A 21,995-nucleotide genomic window follows, 5' to 3' on the forward strand; every position below is an offset into this window, starting at 1 on the left:
TCTTGTCGATAGCCGGAGATTCGAAAAAAAAGCGGGCGGTTATCATGTTTTCAACCGCCTGCCTTTGCCTATCTTTTTATAAACTTTTTAACGCCTACCAGATTCCTGGTCGCCTTGTCGGCAATTTCTACTATATAACTTCCGGGTACCAGGCTGGTAACAGATTGCTGTATGTTATTTCCGTCGGTTTCCCTGTAAATTACTGTTTGCCCCATTGCGTTGGTTACCCGCAGTAAAACTTTAGCCGGTATATCTGTATTGATTTTTATGGTAAATTGTGTTGATACCGGGTTGGGGTAAAGGGTTATCGGATCGTTGCTGGTATTATTGGATACCGTATTAACCGCTATCACTTTACTGTAACTAACAGTGCCAAAGGGGTCGGCTTGCAGCAAACGGTAATAATTTATACCAGCGGCAGGCGACCTGTCAATGTAGGTATATTCGCCGCTCGCGTTGCTTTGCATAGATTGTAAGGAAACAAAGTCGCTTGTGCCATCTTTACGTTGGATATTAAACCCGGTTAGGTTGCCTTCGTTTTCTGTTTTCCAGGTTAGCTGTATACCTTCTTTAACTATTTTTGCCGAGAATCCCAGTAGCCGGTAGTTATAAGACGCCTTTTTATGAAACACCAGTTCAAACCTGTTCGCGCCAAAACTTGTAGTATCGGTTTTATCAATATTAAACAAATACTGGCGGTACTTGCTGAAAAAGAGCGAATCTTTTTTGTAGTGGTCAATCAGGTAAACATCGTAGCGGGGATCAAGGGAGTCAAAGCCTGTTCCTGATAGGGTATCCGCATTGTTGTATTTAGTTGCATTTACATGAAGCTTAATCCGCGTTGCCGAATCGACAGTGTGCATACGGTTAATAGAAAGCATGGTGGAACTTAAGTTACCATAACTGGCCAGGGTAGATATGTTCCCGATGCCTTTTAAACGGTCTACATCATGAAAAGGCTCATATTCGTTTTTCGAATCCGGGTCGAAAAGTATCATAATATCATCGGTGTTCACCTGATCAGCGGCCAGTTTCAACCGAAGGAGGCCAGTTTTGGTTTCTTTGGGGATACCCATCAATAAATATAAGGAGCTTCCTAATGAATTTGGCTGTACAGTTGTTTTGGCAGCCTCATTAAAGGTTAAGGCGGCGCCTGCGTTTGTTGCCTGAACAAAAAAGCCCTGGCTACTCGCGATGTAGCGTGTTGCGTTGTTTGTGCCGATTCCACCTGGGGTTAAGGCGGTGTAAGCGCCAAAGTTTTTACTGGAATAATTAAACACATAAATGGTGGCAGAAACTGATGTACCGTAAATACCGTTGGTTGAAGTGCTCTGCGAAAACGTATCCCAGTCAATCGATGAGGCGTAAGGGTTGCCAACCAGGTTGTACCCGGTTTGCACTTTGCTTAGGGTGCTGCTGCCGCTATTCCACCATAGTTTTACCGGTATGCTGCCTTGGTTAAGGGTACCAACGGCAACCGAGGTAGATGCATCCGGGTCGATAAAGCTGCCCCCGTAGGGATATTGTTTATTCAGTGCGGTGCCGGAGGTCACATTATTGACATTGTTCCCAACGTAATATAACAGGTAGCCGTTGCCCACCGGCAGGGTAGTGGTATAAGTTGCTGTGCCTATACCTGCGTAATAAGAAATGGTATTGCCCAGGATATTGGTTAAACCCTTATAGTTTCCCGAGTTGAAGTTGGCATTGCTGGCGGGCAGGTCTTCCCTGTATAAATAAACCGTGGGGTTGGTATTAGTAACGGTAAACCCGCCGCCTGTTCCGGTGGGCCCACCGGTCATGACGCCCGAGAATACCCCCGAATTGGTATTCAGGTAAGCCAGGTTATAAACTCCGGTTGCCGTATTTACGGGCGAGGATAAAATCCGGTAGTTCCGGGTATTGGCAGCAATGGTACCTGCCTTAAAATAACGTTCGGCGTATACATTTCCTGTAATGCTGTACCCGCTTGGAATAGCATCAACAGATGCTGTTTGGGATATGCCGCTTTTAAGCGCCATAATGGCGCCCGAGGCAATCGCGAGGTTCCCTTTGGTGATTTTTAGCTCGTTGTAAATATCTAATGTATCGCTGTTAATGGTTACTGTTCCGCCGGCCGAATTATTGAGCTCCATGGTGCCTACGTGGGCATAACCGGTAGAGGTTGCACCATTATAGCTTTGCGCAGTGCTGCTTCCGTTCCAGGTTATTTTTGAGGTGTTTAAATTATTCCAGTCTATTTTCCCGGTGCCCTGATTATAAATATTACATGCAACACTTAAATTGGCGCTCAGGCTTACGGTAGCTGTGCCGCTTAGGGTAAGCCCGTAAACAGCGGCGTTGGAATTAATGGAAATGCTTTTTCCGGTGGGGATAATTAAGGTAGCCGTACCATCAAATGCAGGCGCCTGATTGGTTGTGCCGGCCGTAGTATTATCCCAGTTGGCGGCATCGGTATAAGTACTTGTAACCCCTTTATAAGTATAAGTTAACGCGCCGGGTATGGCGGCCGCGTTGGTGGTATTGGTTACGGTTGTGCCAACGGCAGTAAACGTAGTTGGGCTGTTTTGGTTCACATATTCGGCTTTAAGCCAATCGGCTGTTTTGGCTACATTTGACACCCGCGGCTCGTCAATTATCCCGTTAAAATAAAAGCCCGGGCTTACTACGCCTCCTCCTTCTCCAACTCCTATATACATGTTTGTAGTCGCGGTCGGATTGTTGCTGGTGGTTAAAACTTTATATTGCGATCCATCAACATAGGTGCTAAGAGTTGTACCTGTATAAACAGTTTGAATATAATGCCATACGCCGGTGGTAAAAGCTGTCGGGTTAGGTGTGCTGTTCCTGTTTGTTGCAACCCCCTCTTCCGATTCCGGGATATTATTGGTAAAAACAGCCATTTTATACCCGCCGCTGGCATAGCCGGCAGCAGTTTGGTTTGTGATCACTTTTTGATCGATACCTGTAGCTCCTAATTTAACCCAGGTTGATAATGTAAATGGTCCGGTAACAGATACGGCGTTAGTGGTAATTTTTTTACTTGAGCCGTCGAAACTGTAAGCCGTGCCTATTTTACCGGTAACAAGATCTGCAGATGTCATGCCACTTGTTGTGCCGGTATGCCCGCCCGCAGTACCATCGGCTACCGAACCGGTATAACTTGCCTCGTTAAAATGAAATACGGCCAGGTAGTTACTTGCCCAGGTGTTGGCAAAAAACGCGCTATTATGTGTTACCGTTGGCGATTTTGACCCGTAATAAAAAGTGATGGTATTGTTTGTTGCATAAGTTAAACTCGGTATTTGTACCCAAACCAGCAAGGTACCCGTGGTTTGATTATAGCTTTCTACCTGGTAATATAGTTCGCTGCTGCCGCTTACAAATGCAAAATCATAATTAGGCCCGTTAGGGTTTTGTACTTTATCTGTGCAGGTATTCGAAATAATCAGGTTGTTATCCTGTATACTTAGTAATGCCGGAAAATTGGTAAGGTTTGAGGTAATGCCAAGCGAAGTAGTGTTTAAGGTAATGGTCTCTCCAAAAGCATAATTGCCATAAGAAGCCAGGCTTACAGTTACATTTTGTATAGATGAGGAGGAGCATCCTGCTGCGTTGGTTATATTGAGTGTTATTGTTTTTGTGCCCGATGTTGCCCATTGTACCGAAAACGGCCCTTGTCCTGTGCCGGTTGAAGGGGTGCCACCGTCAAAATCCCAGCTGTAAGTTGATGTTGAAGGATCTGTTCCGGTGTAAGTTACGGTAGCATTTGAATTGATATTTACCGATGAAGTTGCCGTAAATGTTGCCGATGGTAAGGTGCTCACTGTTGCGGTTACGTTTAATTGCGATGTACAGCCATTGGAACCGGTTACTGTTAGTACATAGGTACCTGCATTGGCTGTGGTTGCGCTGGCGATAGTAGGATTTTGCAAGGTAGATGTGAAGCCGCCCGGACCCGACCACGAGTAAGTGGCCCCGCTTACTGTATTGGCTTGTAAAGTAAGCGTGCTGCCGGGGCAAACGGGGGCGCAGCCTGCACCATATAATGTATACACCTGGGCAGCAGTCAGCTCGGTTTTGTAAATAGCTATGTCATCCAGCAATCCGTTAAAATAATAACTGGCCGGGGCGCCTGGCCAGCTTGCTAAGTTATCATAAGCAACCCTCCAGTAACCAACATATGATCCTGCTGATGTCATGGTGGCATCGCTGGCTTGTAACGCGCCATCAACATACAGGTTGGCACCGTTGGTGGCCGACATGGTAGCAACGGCATGATGCCATGCACCATCGGCATAGGATGTAGTGGTACTTATGGTATTGTAGGCACTGCCGGGTTTAACACCGAAATATAATTGACCGCTGCTGTTCATGTAAATATGGCGGTCATAAGCAAGCGTACTTGACGTAAGCTGTGCCGAACCAAATCCCACAAGTTTACCCCCCGCCGAACTTGTTTTAAACCATACACTGATAGAAAAGGTTTGTGGATTGGTTGCCGTAGCTATAGATGCGGCAATGTATTGACTTGATCCATTGAAGCTGTATGCACTGCTCCCCGCCCCATAACGATCAGTAGTAAGTGAAGGCGAATTCTGTAGTATGCCGTTATTGAGATTCCCGGAACCATCGTTTGCATTACCGGTAAACGAATAAGAAAGATAGAAACTGGACGTGGGACTTGTTGGCGTGGTTGCTAAAACAGGCTCGGCATTATAGGTTGCTGTTACAGCTGTACGTGGTGTACTTGTAGCCCCGTTTTGTGTATAGCCTACATAATAAGTAGTGGTTGCCGTTATGGTTGGTGCGTAGGTTGCGCCGGTTGCCAATGATGAACCACCCGTAAGTGCGGCATACCAGTTGTATACCCCGCCCGAAGGTGAGCTTCCCGATGCCGAAAGTGTTACCGTACCCGAGCCGCATGTTGAGCCGCCGGTACCTGTAGGGGCGGTAGGGTTTACAGTAATAGTAACTGTGCCACTGCCGGCGCCGCTGGCATTATACGCAGTGACCGTAAAAATAGTAGTAGCCATTGCCGCTGTAGGCGTACCGCTAATAGCACCCGTAGTACTGTTAAAGCTTAAACCCGCAGGTAAGGCAGCGCTCAAAAAATAGCCGCCAGTTGGCGGAGTTTTGCTCATGGTATTGGCATAGTACGCTGATGTATATATGACCCCCTTACTGTCGACAGCAATTCCCTGGGGATCGTTAATAGCTTTACTGGTAAGCAGGGTGCCGCTTGGGTTATAAACGCGTACTATGTTAGTAGCCGGATCGTCACCTATATAAAAATTTCCGGCGCCATCAATGGTTATGGATTGTGCAGATGTAAACCCGCTGAGAAAAGTAGATTGAAACGTACCGGTCGAATTATATTTTGTTACGTTGCCCGATCCGTTATTTAATACATAAATGTTACCCGATGCATCTACAGCTACACCAAGGGGGGTGCTTAAATTAGCAGTAGGTAGCGATAGCAAAAGCGTACCGCTGGTGCTGTACTTTTTTACAGTAACGGCGCCCTGATCGGCAACATAAAGGTTATCTGAATTATCAATAGCAAGCCCCAACGCATAATTTAAACTGCTGAGAATAGTAGACTGATAAACGCCGCTTGAATTATATTTATATACCGAGCCCGTGCCGGGTGTAGCACCCAGGTTTAATACATAAGCATTGCCCGATGCGTCAAAAACCAGGTCTTTTGGCGACGACATTGTAGCGCCTGTACCAAATGTGCCCAGGTAAGTGCCACTTACGTTATATTTACTGATGGTATTATTGCCGCTGTTGGTTACATAAATATTGCCCGAAGCATCAATGGCTACACCACGCGGGTTGTTTAAAGTAGCGCCTGTAAGTGCTGTTGTTGTGCCGAAGCCTATTGCACTTACACCGTTGCCAACGGTTGGCGTCAGGGTGGTAATAACTGTGCCAACAGTATACACATTTGGCGAAGTATAGGTAATGGTAGGAACAATTGCCAACACATTGTTATACAGCAGTGTTAACCCCACTAAGCAGAAAGGATAAAGTAAACGAGATCTCATTTTTACAAGGCAAATGATATTTAGTTATAGTATCACGCCGATGTATACGAGAAATAAATTTAAATGTTAGATTAATGATTAATTATTAAATAAAATTATATTTCTCGATGGTGTATTGTTTTAATCTGCGAGGTAGCTTACCCTTAAAAAGGCAGGCTTGCAATACGGGAGCCGAAAATTTAAATTCTAAGTAGGTAAGGGCATATATAACTTATAGCCGGCGAAAAATTTAAATGGTAGTTAATCGAAAGTTTGCAATGGCACAAATGAAGCCCCGCCCGCAGTCGACGGACCCGCCGTTCAGACGAAATCACTTGTCCTGGTAATTCCCGAATCAACTATTTCAACTTCCCTATTTGATATTCAAAACCAAATAGTTAACTTTGCCCTCCCTTGAAAGGAGGTATTTAGGAAATTATGATCATTATTAACGTAAAAGACGGCGAATCATTAGACAAAGCATTGAAACGCTTCAAAAAGAAATTTGAAAAAACAGGTGTTTTAAGAGAACTTCGCAGTCGTCAGGCTTTTGAAAAAAAATCTGTAACCCGTCGTCATGTTGTTAAACATGCCATCTACAAGCAAAATATGAACTTAGAAACCACTGTTTAATTCTGTCAAAAGAATTTTTCAGTTTTCTTAACACTATATTAAAACTATTTGTACATTCAATCTCTGGATGTTCAAATAGTTTTTATGTTTTTAGAGCGTTTTATCCAATATATTAAGTTCGAAAAACGGTACTCCCTGCATACCGTATCGGCCTATCAATCAGATCTGGATCAGTTTATGCTCTTCCTCAACAACCCTGGTAATGCCACTGTTGTTCCCGAACCCATAATTACCCATCCCAACCAAATTACCTATCATGACATCCGCAACTGGATGGTGAGCATGATTGACCATAAACTAACCGGGCGGTCTGTAAACCGGAAGATGGCCACCTTGCGCAAGTATTTTAAATTTTTATTGCAGGAGGGTGTTATTACGCAAAACCCGGCATCAAAAATCCGTTCGCAAAAGATCCCTAAGCATCTGCCTGTAGTAGTTGAGGGCGCAAGCCTTACCCAAATGCTGGATAACGATATTGTTACCGATGATGATTTTGAAGGCATGCGCAACAAGCTGGTAGTTGAGTTATTGTTTGGTACCGGCATACGCCTTGCCGAGCTGTTGGGCCTGAAAGACAGTGATATTAACGATTATGAAGGCACTTTAAAAGTGCTGGGCAAACGCAATAAAGAACGCATTATACCTATCAATACCGAACTGCGAATATTACTTGGCCGTTACCTGGAGTTAAAGAAAAATCAAAATTTTCATAACATTTCGGTAATGTTAATCGTTACAAGTAAAGGTACCGACGCTTATCGGCAACTAATTTATTTGATAGTGCAAAAATACCTCTCTAACATATCAACCCAAACAAAAAGAAGCCCGCATGTACTGCGGCATACATTTGCAACAAGCTTACTCAACAATGGGGCCGACCTGAACTCCATTAAAGAACTTTTGGGGCACGCTAACCTTAGCGCTACTCAGATTTATACACACAATTCAGTTGAACGATTAAAGTCTATTTACAAACAAGCCCATCCAAAGGCGTAATTAAAGGAGGAAACATGAAAATTACAGTGCAATCAATTCATTTTACCGCAGACAGGAAATTATTAGATTTTATTCAGAAAAAGGTTGATAAGCTCGAAACCTTTTACGACCATATAATTAGTGGCGAAGTGTACTTAAAGCTTGAGAATGTGGAAGATGAGGCAAATAAAATTGCCGAGATTAAACTATTGTTGCCGGGTAACCAGATTTTTGCCAAAGAAAAATGTAAAAGTTTTGAAGAAGCTACCGATTTATCGGTTGAAAGCCTCCGCAAGCAGATTGAAAAGCATAAACAGAAGAAAACCATTGCAGATGCAGCCGCCAAAAAGGCGATACTGACGGAGGTGGAAGAAGGGTTTTAATATAAAAAAGGCCATTTTATGGTTAAAATCGACGGGTTTACAGCCCGTCGATTTTTTTTGATAAAAAATTTTGCAGCGGGGTATTTTTTTGTAGATTTGCAATCCCTTTCAGAGAGGTGCCAGCGTAGTAAAATACCTTGTAAATTTTTGTAAAGAATGTTCTTTAAAATATAAAAAACTTATTAGTTTTGCCGCTCGATAAACGGAACCCCAGGGTTACGGTAATTGAAAGAGTAAAATAAAAAATAAGCCTCCTTAGCTCAGCTGGTAGAGCGACTGACTTGTAATCAGTAGGTCATTGGTTCGATCCCGATAGGAGGCTCTGTTTTTTTCGGAGGTGTGATGTTTAGCTTCAATCTTGGACAACACAAATCCGAAATCAACAACTGGGGAGATACCAGAGCGGTCAAATGGGGCGGACTGTAAATCCGCTGCTTCGGCTACGAAGGTTCGAATCCTTCTCTCCCCACTTATTGAGTAGGCAGTTTTCAGTTTTCAGATAGCAGTTAAAGTTATCAGATGATTGGGAACTGCTAACTTGATTAAAAAAGGTTTACGAATTTGTATTATCAGCAGGCACGGTGCCAACTGAAAACCGCAAACCGGAAACTGAAAATAAACAAGCGGAAGTAGCTCAGTTGGTAGAGCGATAGCCTTCCAAGCTATAGGTCGCGAGTTCGAACCTCGTCTTCCGCTCGGTTACAGAAGGCAGTTGGCCGTAGGCAGTTTATAGTTTCATTAACTAATAACTGCAAACTAAAAACTGATAACTGCAAACTAAAAAAATAAGCCGACGTAGCTCAGGGGTAGAGCACTTCCTTGGTAAGGAAGAGGTCATGGGTTCAAATCCCATTGTTGGCTCAACAGAATAAAACATAATAAAGAATACATTTTTAAGTATAAATTAACCTACAAATAATTATAAATCATGGCAAAAGAAAAGTTTGACCGCAGTAAACCGCATTTAAACATCGGTACAATCGGTCACGTTGACCACGGCAAAACAACCCTTACTGCAGCTATCACTAAAGTTTTAGCTGATGCAGGTTTATCAGAAGCTCGTTCATTTGATTCAATTGACTCAGCTCCTGAAGAAAAAGAACGTGGTATTACAATTAACACCGCGCACGTTGAGTACTCAACTGCTAACCGTCACTATGCTCACGTTGACTGTCCAGGTCACGCGGATTACGTGAAAAACATGGTTACAGGTGCTGCTCAGATGGACGGTGCAATCATTGTAGTTGCTGCAACTGATGGTCCGATGCCACAAACCCGCGAACACATCCTGTTGGCACGTCAGGTAGGTGTACCTGCACTTGTTGTTTTCATGAACAAGGTTGACATGGTTGATGATCCGGAATTATTAGAATTAGTAGAAATGGAAATTCGTGAATTATTATCATTCTACGAATATCCAGGTGATGATATCCCAGTAATTCAGGGTTCTGCATTAGGTGGTCTTAACGGCGATCCTACCTGGGTTGGTAAAATCATGGAGTTGATGGATGCTGTTGATAACTTTATCCCTATCCCTCCACGTTTGACAGATCTTCCTTTCTTAATGCCTGTTGAAGACGTATTCTCAATCACTGGTCGTGGTACTGTTGCTACCGGTCGTATTGAGCGTGGTGTAATCAACTCAGGTGAGCAAGTTGACATCCTTGGTATGGGTGCCGAAAACTTGAAATCAACTGTAACTGGTGTTGAGATGTTCCGTAAGATCCTTGATCGCGGCGAAGCTGGTGACAACGTAGGTTTATTGTTACGTGGTATTGAAAAAACTGATATCCGTCGTGGTATGGTTATTTGCAAACCAGGTTCAGTAACTCCACACACCGACTTCAAAGCAGAAGTATACGTATTATCAAAAGCAGAAGGTGGCCGTCACACTCCATTCTTCAACAAATACCGCCCGCAATTCTATTTCCGTACAACTGACGTAACCGGTGAAATTTCATTGGCCGAAGGTGTAGAAATGGTTATGCCAGGTGATAACGTTACCATCACTGTAAAATTGATCAACGCTATCGCTATGGAAAAAGGCTTACGTTTCGCTATCCGTGAAGGTGGCAGAACAGTAGGTGCTGGCCAGGTAACTGAAATTTTGAAATAAGAATTTCAAAAAGGTTAATTGGAAACATAAGTTTACTGTAAAAAGTAAACTTATGTTTTCTTATTATAAAATATACACGGGAATAGTTCAACGGTAGAATAGAGGTCTCCAAAACCTTTGATCAGGGTTCGAATCCTTGTTCCCGTGCATAAGCAAAGTTTAAAAATGGCTAACGTAACTGAATATATTAAAGAATCATACATCGAGTTAACTGAAAAGGTAACCTGGCCAACCTGGCGTGAGTTGCAAAGCAGTGCCATATTGGTATTGGTTGCTGCAATTATCATCGCCATGGTTATTTTAGGTATGGACCAGATCATAGCTTATTTGCTTAAAGCATTTTATAGTTCACTTACATAATATTTAGGAGATAGCGATGAGTGATCAATTGAAGTGGTATGTAGTTAGGGCCATAAGTGGTAAAGAAAAAAAGGTTAAACAATATATAGATGCCGAAATTAGTCGTTTGGGCATTACCCATTTGGTACCACAGGTATTAATACCAACAGAAAAGTATTACCAGATGCGCGATGGAAAAAAGATTGCTAAAGAGCGTAACTACTTTCCGGGCTATGTATTGATGGAAGCCGTATTGGATGGCGAAACCGAGCACATCATCAAAAATATAAACAGTGTTATAGGATTTTTAGGCGATAAAGCCGGTAATGCTATCCCACTGCGCCAGGCCGAAGTTAACCGTATTTTAGGTAAGGTTGATGAAATGAGTGCCCAGGGCGAAACAATGAACGTACCTTACTATATAGGCGAAAACGTAAAAGTAATGGATGGGCCTTTCAATGGCTTCAGCGGTGTAATCGAAGAAGTTAACGAAGAGAAAAAGAAATTAAAAGTTATGGTAAAGATATTCGGGCGCCGTACGCCGCTTGAATTGAATTACATGCAAGTAGAGAAAGAATAGATTTGAGATATGAGATTTTAGATGTGAGACATTGAAAATCAACTTGATCAGATTATATAATAAAATATACAGGTTTGTAAACAAGATAGGAGTCTCAAATCTCATATCTAACATCTCAAATCTAAAAACCTTAAATGTTACTTAGCTTCCACTTACTAACATTGAGTTATAATTAAAGTAAATTAAAATGGCAAAAGAGATCGGTGCAATGGTAAAGCTGCAGGTTAAAGGCGGCGCCGCAAACCCATCACCTCCAATTGGCCCTGCATTGGGTGCAAAAGGTGTGAACATCATGGAGTTTTGCAAGCAATTTAATGCACGTACCCAGGATAAAGCTGGAAAGGTGTTGCCTGTTTTGATTACTGTTTATGTTGACAAATCTTTCGAATTTATCATCAAAACCCCTCCTGTTGCAATCCAGTTATTGGAAGTTACAGGTTTAAAAAGTGGTTCGGCTGAACCCAACCGTAAAAAAGTTGCCAATGTAAATTGGGAGCAGGTTGAAACTATAGCCAAAGATAAAATGGTAGATTTAAATGCATTTACTGTAGAATCAGCCATGAAAATGGTGGCAGGTACTGCCCGTAGTATGGGAATCACCGTATCAGGTACGGCTCCCTGGAACTAAATTGATTTCGGATTTCGGATTTTCGATTTCAGATTTTTAAAATCTCAAATCTTAGATCTCAGATCTCGGATCAAAAATTATTAATTTATACAAAATCAGTTTAAGACAGTGGCTAGATTAACAAAAAATCAAAAAGCGGCACTCTCCAAAATTGAGGCAAACAAATCGTATTCATTAGAAGCTGCATCAGCTTTGGTAAAGGAATTAACCTTAACTAAATTTGATTCATCAGTTGATATAGACGTTCGTTTAGGTGTTGACCCGCGTAAAGCCAATCAAATGGTACGTGGTATTGCAACATTACCTCATGGAACCGGTAAAACTGTACGTGTATTGGTGCTTTGTACTCCTGATAAGGAACAAGAAGCTAAAGATGCAGGTGCGGATTACGTAGGTTTGGATGAATATATTGCCAAGATTGAAGGCGGATGGACTGACGTTGATATTATCATCACTATGCCAAGTGTAATGGCTAAGGTAGGTCGTTTGGGTAGAATTTTAGGCCCGCGTAACCTTATGCCAAACCCTAAATCAGGAACAGTAACTCCAGAAGTTGGAAAAGCTGTAACTGAGGTAAAAGCAGGTAAAATCGACTTCAAGGTTGATAAAACAGGTATCATCCATACCTCAATAGGAAAAGCATCATTCCCTGCAGATAAAATTTATGAGAATGCATTAGAAGTATTGCAGGTTATCTCAAAATTAAAGCCATCGGCAGCAAAAGGAACATATTTCAAGAGCATTCACATCTCTTCAACTATGTCTCCTGGAATAACAGTTGAAACTAAATCAGTAGCGGGGATCTAATCATGAATAAAGAAGAAAAATACGACCTTGTTCTTGCCCTTACTGAGCAAATGAAAGAGTACGGTAATTTCTATATTACTGATACCTCTAATTTAACAGTTGCAAAGATCAACGATATCCGTCGTCAGTGTTTCCAAAGCGAAATCACGATGAAAGTGGCAAAAAATAGCTTGATTAAAAAAGCTATGGAAGCTGCAGGTGGCGATTACACTCCAATATTTGATGTATTAAAAGGTTCATCATCAATCCTTTTTTCAAAATCGGCAACTGCTCCGGCAAAGTTGATTAAACAATTAAGGAAAAAAAGTGACAAGCCGATTTTAAAAGCAGCTTATATTGATTCAGCAATATTTATTGGCGACAACCAGATCGACACGTTGATCAAGTTGAAATCAAAAGAACAGCTGATAGGCGAAGTTATCGGATTATTGCAATCACCAGCCAAGAATGTTATTTCTGCACTGCAATCAGGCGGAAATACTATCGCAGGTTTGGTAAAAACATTACAAGAAAGAGGTTAACTAACACCTCATTAAAGTTAGATAACAATAAACAAAAAGCATTAAAAGTAAAATTTAAATAAAATGGCGGATTTAAAAGCGTTTGCTGAACAGTTGGTAAACTTAACAGTAAAGGAAGTAAACGAATTAGCTCAGATCTTAAAAGATGAGTATGGTATTGAGCCTGCTGCTGCAGCTGTTGCTGTTGCTGCTGCTCCAACAGGTGGCGATGACGCTCCTGCTGCTGAAGCAGTACAAACTGCATTTGACGTTATCCTGAAAGAAGCAGGTGGCGCTAAATTAGCGGTTGTTAAATTAGTAAAAGACTTAACTGGCTTAGGTTTGAAAGAAGCTAAAGATCTTGTTGACAGTGCACCAAAAGAAGTTAAAACCGGTGTAACTAAAGAAGAAGCTGAATCTTTGAAAAAACAATTAGAAGAAGCTGGAGCAGTAGTTGAGGTTAAATAAGTTAACCCAATAAAATATAGCATGAGACTCCGACCTATTTTGGTCGGGGTCTATTGCTGTTTATAAAGGTTTGGATATTAGATGCCAGATAAGAGATGTAAGATGTGAGATTTTTGGAGGTTAAGCTTTTAACAACCAGCCTTCTGCAACATATTCGGTCTCAAATCTCACATCTCAAATCTCACGTCTATCAAAGTTTATTAATAAACTAAAAATTAAACACCTTGGCAAACAACATTAATCAAAGAGTAAACTTTGCAACCAGTAGAAAGGTACTTGATTACCCCGATTTCCTGGATGTTCAGTTACAATCTTTCCAGGAATTTTTTCAATTGGAAACCACCTCAGACAACCGCTATAAAGAAGGTTTGTTTAAAGTGTTTGCTGAAAATTTTCCGATCTCAGATTCAAGGAACATCTTCGTTTTAGAGTTTCTGGATTACTTTATTGATCCGCCACGTTATGATATACAAGAGTGTATCGAGCGCGGATTAACTTATAGCGTACCATTAAAAGCCAAGCTTCGCCTGTCATGTAATGATGAGGAGCACGAAGATTTTGAAACAATTGTACAGGACGTTTATTTGGGTACTATCCCTTACATGACGCCTAAAGGTACATTTGTTATTAACGGTGCCGAGCGTGTAATTGTATCGCAGTTACACCGTTCACCAGGTGTATTCTTTGGCCAAAGCCGCCACACCAACGGTACAAAATTATACTCTGCCCGTGTTATTCCTTTCAAGGGTTCATGGATTGAGTTTGCTACAGACGTTAACAACGTGATGTATGCTTATATTGACCGTAAAAAGAAATTCCCGGTTACCACGTTGCTTCGTGCCATTGGTTATGACTCAGATAAAGACATCTTAGAGTTATTTGAACTGGCAGATGAAGTAAAAGTTAGCAAATCTGGTCTGAAGAAATTCATTGGCCGTAAGCTTGCTGCAAGGGTACTTAAAAAATGGGTAGAAGATTTTGTGGATGAGGATACCGGTGAAGTGGTATCTATCGACCGTAACGAAATCATCCTTGAGCGTGAAACTGTATTAGAAGATGACCATATTGATATGATCATTGATGCTGGCGTTAAAACCATCATCCTGAACAAGGAAGATGCTTCAACCAGCGGTGATTATACTATTATATATAACACTTTACAAAAGGATACTTCAAACTCCGAGAAAGAAGCGGTGGAGCATATCTATCGTCAATTACGTAACGCCGAACCACCTGATGAGGAAACTGCACGCGGTATTATCGATCGTTTATTCTTCTCGGATAAAAGATATGACCTGGGCGATGTGGGCCGCTACCGCATCAACCGTAAATTGAAATTAAATACCTCTGATGAAACTAAGGTATTAACCAAACAGGATATTATCGCCATCGTAAAATATTTGATCAAACTGATCAACTCAAAAGCCGAGGTGGATGATATTGACCACTTGTCAAACCGTCGTGTTCGTACAGTTGGTGAGCAATTATATGCTCAGTTTGGTGTTGGTTTGGCCCGTATGGCCCGTACCATCCGTGAGCGTATGAACATCCGCGACAACGAGGTGTTTACCCCGACTGACCTGATCAATGCACGTACATTATCATCTGTGATCAACTCGTTCTTCGGAACTAACCAGTTATCACAGTTTATGGACCAAACCAATCCACTGGCAGAGATTACGCACAAGCGTCGTCTGTCAGCCCTTGGGCCCGGTGGTCTGTCACGTGAGCGTGCAGGTTTCGAGGTTCGTGACGTACACTATACCCACTACGGTAGGTTATGTACCATCGAAACTCCGGAAGGACCGAACATTGGTTTGATTTCGTCACTTTGCGTACACGCCAAGATCAATAACTTAGGCTTTATCGAAACACCATACAAACGTGTGGTTGAAGGTAAAGTACAGGTTCAGGAGCCGGTTATCTATTTATCTGCCGAAGATGAAGATGGTAAAACAATTGGCCAGGCAAACGCGCATTATGATGATAATGGTGTATTTGCTTTACCAAAAGTAAAAGCCCGTTTTGAAGGTGACTTCCCGATTATTGATCCGGAGAAACTTGATTTAATGGATATTGCGCCAAACCAGATCACCTCTATCGCCGCTTCGCTCATTCCGTTCCTTGAACATGATGATGCTAACCGTGCATTGATGGGATCAAACATGCAACGCCAGGCTGTACCTTTGTTACGCCCTGAAGCGCCAATTGTTGGTACCGGTTTGGAAGGTCGTGTGGCTAAAGATTCACGTACACTAATCAATGCCGAAGGCGATGGTGTGGTTGAATATGTTGATGCTAACGAAATCCGTATTAAATATGACCGTAACGAGCTTGACCGCCTGATATCATTTGATGGCGATTCAAAAAGCTACCGTTTAACCAAGTTCAAGAAAACCAACCAGAGTACTACCATGAACCTTAAGCCAATTGTTAAAAAAGGCCAAAGGGTATCAAAAGGAGAGGTGCTTTGCGAAGGTTACGCAACACAGGCAGGCGAGCTTGCCCTGGGCCGTAACTTAAAAGTGGCTTTCATGCCTTGGCAAGGTTACAACTTTGAGGATGCTATCGTGATCTCTGAGCGCGTTGTATCGCAGGATATTTTCACTTCGCTTCACGTAGAAGAATTTGAGTTGGAAGTACGTGATACCAAACGTGGTGAAGAAGAATTAACACCAGATATCCCTAACGTATCAGAAGAAGCCACTAAAGACCTTGACGAAGACGGTATTATCCGTGTAGGCGCCGAGGTTAAAGAAGGTGATATCCTGATTGGTAAGATTACCCCTAAAGGCGAATCTGACCCATCACCGGAAGAAAAACTGTTACGCGCCATTTTTGGTGATAAAGCAGGTGATGTTAAAGATGCATCTTTAAAAACTCCACCTTCAATTGCAGGTGTAGTTATAGATACCAAATTGTTTAGCCGTGCCAAGAAAACGTCGAAAGCCGAAGAAAAAGCACAGTTAGAGAAATTGGATAACAAACATGATAAGGCAGTAAAAGATCTTAAAAACACTTTGATTGAAAAGTTATTTGAGATTGTGAACGGCAAAACATCACAAGGTGTTTACAACGTTTACAAAGAGCTTCATGTGCCTAAAGGTGTAAAATTCACCCAGAAAATTTTAGTTGAGCTTAATTACGAAAACATTAACCCAACTAAATGGACAACTGATGATGATAAAAACGACCAGATAAAAACCTTACTTCATAACTACAACATCAAAGTTAATGAAGAGCTGGGCGCTTACCGTCGTGATAAATTTGCTATCAGTGTGGGTGATGAACTGCCATCGGGTATTGTTCAAATGGCTAAAGTTTATATTGCTAAAAAGCGTAAGCTTAAAGTAGGTGATAAAATGGCTGGTCGTCACGGTAATAAGGGTATTGTTGCGCGTATTGTACGTGATGAGGATATGCCTTTCCTTGAAGACGGAACACCGGTTGATATTGTGTTGAACCCGCTGGGTGTACCTTCACGTATGAACTTAGGGCAGATATACGAAACCGTATTAGGTTGGGCAGGTAAAGAGTTGGGCATTAAATTCGCTACGCCTATTTTTGATGGTGCAAGCCATACCGAAGTTGAGGAGTGGGTTAAAAAAGCAAACCTACCAGAATCTGGCCGTACCTATTTATACAACGGCTTAACAGGCGACCGTTTTGACCAGCAAACCACAGTAGGTATTATATACATGCTGAAATTGGGTCACATGGTTGATGATAAGATGCACGCACGTTCTATCGGGCCATACTCATTAATTACACAACAACCATTGGGTGGTAAAGCCCAGTTTGGTGGTCAGCGTTTTGGTGAGATGGAGGTTTGGGCATTGGAAGCATTTGGTGCTGCCAATATCCTGCAAGAGATATTAACCGTTAAATCGGATGATGTTATCGGCCGTGCCAAAACTTATGAGGCTATTGTTAAAGGTGAAAACCTGCCAACACCATCAGTTCCTGAATCATTCAACGTATTGGTTCATGAGTTAAGAGGTTTAGGATTAGATATCACGTTAGAATAATTATTGAATTATTGAGGGATTGAATTATTGAATAGTTCAGTCCTTCAGTAATTTTTTGGAATTCGATAATTCAATAATTCATCCTTCAATAATTAAAAACAAAGGAGACTATGTCTTACAAAAAGGATAATAAAATCAAAAGTAATTTCACCACAATTACTATCAGCCTGGCCTCTCCAGAGTCCATTCTTGAGCGTTCAAGCGGTGAGGTTTTAAAACCAGAAACCATCAACTACAGGACCTATAAACCTGAGCGTGATGGTTTATTCTGCGAGCGTATTTTTGGTCCGGTTAAAGATTATGAGTGCCATTGCGGTAAATACAAACGTATCCGTTACAAGGGTATAGTTTGCGACCGTTGCGGTGTTGAAGTAACCGAGAAAAAAGTTCGTCGCGAGCGCATGGGCCACATTAACCTTGTAGTTCCTGTTGCGCACATCTGGTACTTCCGTTCGTTGCCAAATAAAATTGGTTACTTACTGGGCTTACCAACAAAACGGTTAGACTTAATTATATACTACGAGCGCTATGTAGTAATACAGGCAGGTATCAAAGAATCAGACGGAATCAACAAAATGGATTTCCTGACTGAAGAAGAATACCTTGACGTATTAGATACCCTTCCGAAAGAAAACCAGTACCTTGACGACAAAGATCCTCAGAAATTTGTTGCCAAAATGGGTGCCGAGGCTTTGGAAGAATTATTAAAACGCCTTGATTTGGATGAGCTTTCATTTAGCTTACGCCACCAGGCAGCAAACGAAACTTCACAACAACGTAAAAACGAAGCTTTAAAACGTTTACAGGTTGTTGAGGCTTTCCGTGATGCAAAAACCAGGATTGAAAATAACCCAGAGTGGATGATTGTTAAAATCGTTCCGGTTATCCCGCCTGAATTGCGTCCGTTAGTGCCTTTGGAAGGTGGTCGTTTCGCTACTTCAGATTTGAATGACCTTTACCGTCGTGTAATTATCCGTAACAACCGTTTAAAACGTTTGATCGAGATTAAAGCGCCGGAAGTTATCTTACGTAACGAAAAACGTATGTTACAGGAAGCTGTAGATTCGTTATTCGATAACTCACGTAAAGTTAACGCGGTTAAAACCGAAGGTAACCGTGCTTTAAAATCACTTTCGGATATCCTGAAAGGTAAACAAGGCCGTTTCCGTCAAAACTTATTAGGTAAACGTGTGGATTACTCTGCCCGTTCGGTAATTGTTGTAGGGCCAAACCTTAAATTACACGAGTGTGGTTTACCAAAAGATATGGCTGCCGAGCTGTTTAAACCATTTATCATTCGCAAAATGATTGAGCGTGGTGTGGTTAAAACAGTAAAATCTGCCAAAAAGATTGTTGACCGTAAAGACCCATTAGTTTGGGACATTTTGGAAAACGTATTGAAAGGACACCCTGTGTTACTAAACCGTGCACCAACGCTGCACAGGTTAGGTATCCAGTCGTTCCAGCCAAAACTGGTTGAAGGTAAAGCAATCCAATTGCACCCATTAACCTGTACGGCCTTCAACGCGGATTTTGACGGTGACCAGATGGCCGTTCACGTACCACTTGGTAACGCGGCAATTTTGGAAGCCCAGGTATTGATGCTTGCATCGCACAACATTTTGAACCCTGCTAACGGTACTCCTATTACAGTACCATCGCAGGACATGGTGCTTGGTTTGTACTACATAACCAAAGGCCGTAAAACTGATGATGGACGTATTGTAAAAGGCCAGGGTTTAACTTTTTACTCTTCTGAAGAAGTGATCATTGCTTACAACGAACGTAAAATTGACCTGCACGCCTTTATAAAAGTTAAAGCTTTTACAAAAGATCGTGAAGGCAACATTGTAAGCAAAATTATTGATACTACTGTAGGCCGTGTGTTATTTAACGAGCATGTACCTGTAGAAGTAGGTTATATCAATGAACTGCTTACCAAGAAATCATTACGTGATATTATTGGCGAGGTGGTGAAAATTACCGGTATGGCACGTGCAGCACAATTCCTTGATGATATTAAGGAATTAGGTTTCAAGATGGCATTCCAGGGTGGTTTATCATTTAACCTGAAAGATATCAATATCCCTGCAGAAAAAGTTACGCTAATCGAAACAGCCTCTAAACAGGTTGAAGAGGTTATGGGTAACTATAACATGGGTTTCATTACCAACAACGAGCGTTATAACCAAATTATCGATATCTGGACACGTATCAACAACCGCTTAACCGCGAATGTGATGGACATCCTGAGCAACGATAACCAGGGCTTCAACTCGGTATATATGATGCTTGATTCCGGAGCGCGTGGTTCTAAAGAGCAGATTCGTCAGCTTGCAGGTATGCGTGGTTTGATGGCTAAGCCTCAAAAATCTGGTTCAGGTGGCGAGATCATCGAAAACCCGATCCTTTCAAACTTTAAAGAAGGTTTGTCGGTATTGGAGTACTTTATCTCAACCCACGGTGCACGTAAAGGTTTGGCGGATACGGCGTTAAAAACAGCTGATGCTGGTTACTTAACCCGTAGGCTGCATGATGTTGCCCAGGATATGATTGTAGGCGAAGTTGATTGCGGTACCTTAAGGGGTATTTATACAACTGCGTTAAAAGATAACGAAGACATTGTTGAGCCATTATACGATCGTATTTTAGGCCGTACTACCTTGCATGATGTTCATGATCCTATTACAGGTGAACTGCTGGCATCTGCAGGACAGGATTTGACAGAAGAGGTTTCTAAGAAAATTGAAAACTCTCCTTTAGAAGGTGTCGAAATCCGTTCGGTATTGACATGCGAAAGCAGAAGAGGTGTATGTGCTTTATGCTATGGCCGTAACCTTGCAAGCGGTAAACGTGTGCAAAAAGGCGAGGCTGTTGGTGTAATTGCTGCACAGTCAATCGGTGAGCCGGGTACGCAGTTAACATTACGTACATTCCACGTGGGTGGTACCGCGTCAAACATCGCGGCTGAATCACAGATCAACGCTAAGTTTGATGGTATCATCGAATTTGAAAACGTACGTACCGTTGAATTCAATACTGCCGAAGAAGGTAAAGTTGATGTGGTGTTAGGCCGTTCGGGCGAGTTCAGGATTGTTGAGCAGGGAAGCAATAAAGTTATTGTTACCAACAACATCCCTTACGGTTCATACCTATATGTTAAAGATGGTGCCAAAATCACCAAAGGCGACAGGATTTGTTCATGGGATCCGTACAATGCGGTTATCATATCTGAATTTGCAGGTTTAACCCAGTTTGAAGCTGTATTAGAAGGTATCACGTTCCGTGAAGAATCTGACGAGCAAACCGGTCACCGCGAAAAAGTAATCATTGATACCAGGGACAAAACTAAAAACCCTGTTATCCAGATTACCGATACAAAAGGTAACGTAATAAAAGGATATAACATTCCTGTAGGTGCTCACATTGCTGTTGAAGAAGGCGAGAAACTACAAACCGGACAGGTTATTGCTAAAATCCCTCGTTCAACTGGTAAAACCCGCGATATCACCGGTGGTTTACCACGTGTAACAGAGTTGTTTGAAGCACGTAACCCATCTAACCCGGCTGTAGTAACCGAAATTGATGGCGTAGTAACCTTAGGCGGTATTAAACGTGGTAACCGCGAAATGACCATCGAATCAAAAGATGGCCAGATCAAGAAATACCTTGTTCCATTGTCAAAACACATCCTTGTACAGGATAACGACTTTGTGAAGGCTGGTATGCCGTTATCAGATGGTTCAATATCTCCTGCAGATATCCTGGCTATTAAAGGCCCGGCTGCAGTACAGGAGTACCTGGTAAATGGTATACAAGAGGTTTACCGTTTGCAGGGTGTTAAAATTAATGATAAACACTTTGAGGTTATCGTTCACCAGATGATGCAGAAAGTAGCTATCGAAGATGCGGGCGATACCCGTTTCTTAGAGCGTGAAGCTGTTGACAGCTGGGATTTTATGAACGAAAACGATGAGATATTTGACAAGAAAGTTGTAGTTGAACCAGGTGATTCAAATACATTAAAAGCTGGTCAGATAGTATCATTAAGGAGATTGCGTGATGAGAATTCGATTTTAAAACGTAAAGATTTGAAATTGGTTGAAGTGCGCGATGCTATCGCAGCAACATCAAGCCCGATACTGCAAGGTATCACCAGGGCCTCATTAGGTACCAAATCGTTTATCTCTGCAGCATCGTTCCAGGAAACTACCAAAGTACTGAACGAAGCAGCTATAGCAGGTAAAAAAGACAACATGCTTGGCTTGAAAGAAAACGTTATTGTTGGCCACTTAATACCGTCAGGTACAGGTTTACGCGAATACGAAAATATCCGTGTAGGCTCACAGGAAGAGTTTGACCGCTTAATGGCTTCAAAAGCTGAAGAAGTCGAGGCATAAGTTAAGCTTCTGATACTATCTTAGTCCCCCGGGTTTTATATTCGGGGGATTTTTTTTGTGAAAAAATCACATCAGGCAAAACAAAAGCAAAAAACACGTGTTTTAG

General features: G+C 42.0%; 13 protein-coding genes and 5 tRNA genes. 17 read left to right on the top strand and 1 reads right to left on the bottom strand.

What is annotated here, in order from left to right:
* Positions 1-68: 68 nt before the first annotated feature.
* A complete protein-coding gene (locus AC1RM2_RS23695; RefSeq protein WP_492987603.1) occupies positions 69-6,053 on the bottom strand; it encodes a DUF2341 domain-containing protein in 5,985 nt (1,994 codons plus the stop codon).
* Positions 6,054-6,470: 417 nt separating this feature from the next.
* Here AC1RM2_RS23695 and rpsU point away from each other — a divergent pair, with 417 nt between their 5' ends.
* The 17 genes from rpsU to rpoC all read left to right on the top strand — a co-directional run bounded on the left by rpsU (position 6,471) and on the right by rpoC (position 21,889).
* The gene (rpsU, locus tag AC1RM2_RS23700) at positions 6,471-6,665 is read left to right on the top strand and encodes a 30S ribosomal protein S21 (RefSeq protein WP_090642938.1); all 195 of its coding nucleotides are present in this window, start codon (positions 6,471-6,473) and stop codon (positions 6,663-6,665) included.
* Positions 6,666-6,713: 48 nt separating this feature from the next.
* Entirely contained in the window at positions 6,714-7,661 is a 948-nt protein-coding gene (locus AC1RM2_RS23705; RefSeq protein ID WP_317131353.1) for a tyrosine-type recombinase/integrase, read from the top strand.
* Between the two features lie 14 nt (positions 7,662-7,675).
* On the top strand, positions 7,676-8,023 hold the full coding sequence (gene hpf / locus AC1RM2_RS23710) for a ribosome hibernation-promoting factor, HPF/YfiA family (protein WP_477364703.1): 348 nt from the start codon (positions 7,676-7,678) through the stop codon (positions 8,021-8,023).
* A 249-nt stretch (positions 8,024-8,272) separates the two neighbouring features.
* A tRNA-Thr gene (locus AC1RM2_RS23715) sits at positions 8,273-8,345 on the top strand.
* 66 nt (positions 8,346-8,411) lie between these two features.
* A tRNA-Tyr gene (locus AC1RM2_RS23720) sits at positions 8,412-8,492 on the top strand.
* A gap of 154 nt (positions 8,493-8,646) precedes the next feature.
* A tRNA-Gly gene (locus AC1RM2_RS23725) sits at positions 8,647-8,719 on the top strand.
* 93 nt (positions 8,720-8,812) lie between these two features.
* Positions 8,813-8,884, top strand: a tRNA-Thr gene (locus AC1RM2_RS23730).
* 67 nt (positions 8,885-8,951) lie between these two features.
* On the top strand, positions 8,952-10,139 hold the full coding sequence (gene tuf / locus AC1RM2_RS23735; protein ID WP_090642950.1) for an elongation factor Tu: 1,188 nt from the start codon (positions 8,952-8,954) through the stop codon (positions 10,137-10,139).
* A gap of 76 nt (positions 10,140-10,215) precedes the next feature.
* A tRNA-Trp gene (locus AC1RM2_RS23740) sits at positions 10,216-10,286 on the top strand.
* A gap of 18 nt (positions 10,287-10,304) precedes the next feature.
* Positions 10,305-10,499, top strand: coding sequence for a preprotein translocase subunit SecE (gene secE, locus AC1RM2_RS23745; protein WP_477364706.1), 195 nt, complete (start codon positions 10,305-10,307; stop codon positions 10,497-10,499).
* Positions 10,500-10,515: 16 nt separating this feature from the next.
* The gene (nusG, locus tag AC1RM2_RS23750) at positions 10,516-11,058 is read left to right on the top strand and encodes a transcription termination/antitermination protein NusG (protein WP_076374894.1); all 543 of its coding nucleotides are present in this window, start codon (positions 10,516-10,518) and stop codon (positions 11,056-11,058) included.
* 187 nt (positions 11,059-11,245) lie between these two features.
* A complete protein-coding gene (gene rplK, locus AC1RM2_RS23755; protein WP_090642959.1) occupies positions 11,246-11,686 on the top strand; it encodes a 50S ribosomal protein L11 in 441 nt (146 codons plus the stop codon).
* Positions 11,687-11,794: 108 nt separating this feature from the next.
* Positions 11,795-12,493, top strand: coding sequence for a 50S ribosomal protein L1 (gene rplA, locus AC1RM2_RS23760; protein ID WP_492987604.1), 699 nt, complete (start codon positions 11,795-11,797; stop codon positions 12,491-12,493).
* A 2-nt stretch (positions 12,494-12,495) separates the two neighbouring features.
* Positions 12,496-13,014, top strand: a complete 519-nt coding sequence (gene rplJ, locus AC1RM2_RS23765) for a 50S ribosomal protein L10 (RefSeq protein WP_090642968.1) — start codon at positions 12,496-12,498, stop codon at positions 13,012-13,014.
* Positions 13,015-13,077: 63 nt separating this feature from the next.
* Complete coding sequence (rplL, locus tag AC1RM2_RS23770) at positions 13,078-13,461, top strand: 50S ribosomal protein L7/L12 (RefSeq protein WP_492987605.1); 384 nt, start codon at positions 13,078-13,080, stop codon at positions 13,459-13,461.
* Between the two features lie 224 nt (positions 13,462-13,685).
* Positions 13,686-17,489 (top strand): DNA-directed RNA polymerase subunit beta, encoded by a 3,804-nt coding sequence (gene rpoB, locus AC1RM2_RS23775; RefSeq protein WP_147056351.1) that lies wholly within the window; start codon positions 13,686-13,688, stop codon positions 17,487-17,489.
* A gap of 110 nt (positions 17,490-17,599) precedes the next feature.
* On the top strand, positions 17,600-21,889 hold the full coding sequence (gene rpoC / locus AC1RM2_RS23780; protein WP_492987606.1) for a DNA-directed RNA polymerase subunit beta': 4,290 nt from the start codon (positions 17,600-17,602) through the stop codon (positions 21,887-21,889).
* Positions 21,890-21,995: the final 106 nt, after the last annotated feature.

This window comes from Mucilaginibacter sp. GW822-FHT03E02 (assembly GCF_058801545.1).

Coding starts and splice junctions, on each gene's coding strand:
- hpf (WP_477364703.1), top strand. CDS start 7,676: ATGAAAATTACAGTGCAATCAATTCATTTTACCGCAGACAGGAAATTA.
- rplJ (WP_090642968.1), top strand. CDS start 12,496: ATGAATAAAGAAGAAAAATACGACCTTGTTCTTGCCCTTACTGAGCAA.
- nusG (WP_076374894.1), top strand. CDS start 10,516: ATGAGTGATCAATTGAAGTGGTATGTAGTTAGGGCCATAAGTGGTAAA.
- rpsU (WP_090642938.1), top strand. CDS start 6,471: ATGATCATTATTAACGTAAAAGACGGCGAATCATTAGACAAAGCATTG.
- tuf (WP_090642950.1), top strand. CDS start 8,952: ATGGCAAAAGAAAAGTTTGACCGCAGTAAACCGCATTTAAACATCGGT.
- secE (WP_477364706.1), top strand. CDS start 10,305: ATGGCTAACGTAACTGAATATATTAAAGAATCATACATCGAGTTAACT.
- rplK (WP_090642959.1), top strand. CDS start 11,246: ATGGCAAAAGAGATCGGTGCAATGGTAAAGCTGCAGGTTAAAGGCGGC.
- AC1RM2_RS23695 (WP_492987603.1), bottom strand. CDS start 6,053: ATGAGATCTCGTTTACTTTATCCTTTCTGCTTAGTGGGGTTAACACTG.
- rpoC (WP_492987606.1), top strand. CDS start 17,600: ATGTCTTACAAAAAGGATAATAAAATCAAAAGTAATTTCACCACAATT.
- rplL (WP_492987605.1), top strand. CDS start 13,078: ATGGCGGATTTAAAAGCGTTTGCTGAACAGTTGGTAAACTTAACAGTA.